At 48.2% G+C, this 2,841-nt stretch carries 2 rRNA genes; both read right to left on the bottom strand.

The window, feature by feature from the left end:
- Positions 1 to 18 precede the first annotated feature (18 nt).
- A 5S ribosomal RNA gene (gene rrf, locus BC961_RS00005) occupies positions 19 to 128 on the bottom strand.
- Positions 129 to 298: 170 nt separating this feature from the next.
- Positions 299 to 2,841 (bottom strand): 23S ribosomal RNA (locus tag BC961_RS00010); the annotation flags it as partial.

Consider the following 2,841-nt stretch of genomic DNA (forward strand, 5'->3'; position numbering starts at 1 on the left):
ATGAATAGGGTTTTTAAAGAAAGGCGACGACATACTCTCCCACATAACTGCAGTACCATCTGCGCAGGCGGGCTTAACTACTCTGTTCGGGAAGGGAAGAGGTGAGCCCCGCCGCAATAACCACCTTAAGGTCGTTTTGCAATGGGTAAACTAGCTATTTGCTAATCAACATTACAGAATATCTTAACATACTGAGATAAAGATTTATCCTGAATTTATTTCAGGAACTAATAAAAGACTCTGAAGTTCAGAGTGAAGAAAGTTTCTTCCTTCCCCGATTGCTCGGGGAAGGAAAAGCGTACATAAGCTTACGGGTTATTAGTACTACTCGACTATGACATTACTGCCTTTACATCTATAGCCTATCAACGTGGTCATCTCCCACGACCCTTAAAAGAAATCTCATCTTGTGGTGGGTTTCGCGCTTATATGCTTTCAGCGCTTATCCCTTCCAAACGTAGCTACTCTGCGATGCCACTGGCGTGACAACAGATACACTAGAGGTTTGTCCAATTCGGTCCTCTCGTACTAGAATCAGATCCACTCAAATTTCTTGCGCCCACAGTAGATAGAGACCGAACTGTCTCACGACGTTCTGAACCCAGCTCGCGTGCCACTTTAATGGGCGAACAGCCCAACCCTTGGGACCTTCTCCAGCCCCAGGATGTGACGAGCCGACATCGAGGTGCCAAACCCCCCCGTCGATATGAGCTCTTGGGGGAGATCAGCCTGTTATCCCCGGCGTACCTTTTATCCTTTGAGCGATGGCCCTTCCATGCGGAACCACCGGATCACTATGCTCTACTTTCGTACCTGATCGACCTGTATGTCTCTCAGTCAAGCTCCCTTATGCCATTGCACTCTACGCACGGTTACCAAGCGTACTGAGGGAACCTTTAGAAGCCTCCGTTACTCTTTTGGAGGCGACCACCCCAGTCAAACTACCCACCAAGCAATGTCCCCCGCTTAAGCGGGGTTAGGCCTCAGATAAACAAAGGGTTGTATTTCAACAATGACTCCACAACGCCTAGCGACGCCACTTCACAGTCTCCAACCTATCCTACACATCATTTATCCAAGGTCAATACTAAGCTATAGTAAAGGTGCACAGGGTCTTTTCGTCCCACTGCGGGTAAGCGGCATCTTCACCGCTACTACAATTTCACCGAGCTCATGGCTGAGACAGTGTCCAGATCGTTACACCATTCGTGCAGGTCGGAACTTACCCGACAAGGAATTTCGCTACCTTAGGACCGTTATAGTTACGGCCGCCGTTTACTGGGGCTTCATTTCAATGCTTCTCCGAAGATAACATCTCCACTTAACCTTCCAGCACCGGGCAGGTGTCAGGCCCTATACTTCATCTTACGATTTTGCAGAGCCCTGTGTTTTTGATAAACAGTCGCCTGGACCTCTTCACTGCGGCCCCGATTACTCGGGGCGACCCTTCTCCCGAAGTTACGGGTCTATTTTGCCTAATTCCTTAGCCATGAATCTCTCGAGCACCTTAGGATTCTCTCCTCGACTACCTGTGTCGGTTTGCGGTACGGGTACTTATTACCTGAAGTTTAGAGGTTTTTCTTGGAAGCCCTTAGGCGCACTATCTCTTCAACCGAAGTCTCCGAGTACTATCGTATTTCCCCAAGATCCGTGGATTTGCCTGCGGATCCTATAGGTAGGTACTTCAACGAACTATTCCGTCAGTTCGCGGCGCTTTCATCACTCCGTCACCCCATCACAGTAATAACTAGTACGGGAATATTAACCCGTTGTCCATCGACTGTCCCTTTCGGGTTCGCCTTAGGTCCCGACTAACCCACAGCTGATTAGCATAGCTGTGGAAACCTTAGTCTTTCGGTGTGCGGGTTTCTCGCCCGCATTATCGTTACTTATGCCTACATTTTCTTTTCTAACCAGTCCAGCATACCTTACGATACACCTTCAACCCTGTTAGAATGCTCCCCTACCACTTACGAATAAATTGTAAATCCATAGCTTCGGTAATATACTTATGCCCGATTATTATCCATGCTCGTCCGCTCGACTAGTGAGCTGTTACGCACTCTTTAAATGAATGGCTGCTTCCAAGCCAACATCCTAGCTGTCTGGGCAGACAAACCTCGTTCTTTCAACTTAGTATATATTTGGGGACCTTAGCTGATGGTCTGGGTTCTTTCCCTCTCGGACTTGGACCTTAGCACCCAAGCCCTCACTGTTATGAAACATTATATAGCATTCGGAGTTTGTCAGGAATTGGTAGGCGGTGAAGCCCCCGCATCCAATCAGTAGCTCTACCTCTATATAACTTTAACCATAACGCTGCACCTAAATGCATTTCGGGGAGTACGAGCTATTTCCGAGTTTGATTGGCCTTTCACCCCTACCCACAGATCATCCCAAGACTTTTCAACGTCAACGGGTTCGGTCCTCCACTGTGTGTTACCACAGCTTCAACCTGTCCATGGGTAGATCACACGGTTTCGCGTCTAACACTACTGACTAAAGCGCCCTATTCAGACTCGCTTTCGCTACGGATCCGTGGCTTAACCACTTATCCTTGCCAGCAACGTTAACTCGTAGGCTCATTATGCAAAAGGCACGCCGTCACCCCACTAAAGGGCTCCGACCGCTTGTAAGCGTATGGTTTCAGGATCTATTTCACTCCGTTATTCACGGTTCTTTTCACCTTTCCCTCACGGTACTGGTTCACTATCGGTCTCTCAGGAGTATTTAGCCTTAGCGGATGGTCCCGCCAAATTCAGACAGGATTTCTCGTGTCCCGCCCTACTCAGGATACCACTATTCTTATCTTCTATTACTTATACAGGGCTATCACCTTCT

It is taken from the genome of Flavobacterium weaverense, assembly GCF_003688495.1.
Taxonomy (GTDB): domain Bacteria; phylum Bacteroidota; class Bacteroidia; order Flavobacteriales; family Flavobacteriaceae; genus Flavobacterium; species Flavobacterium weaverense.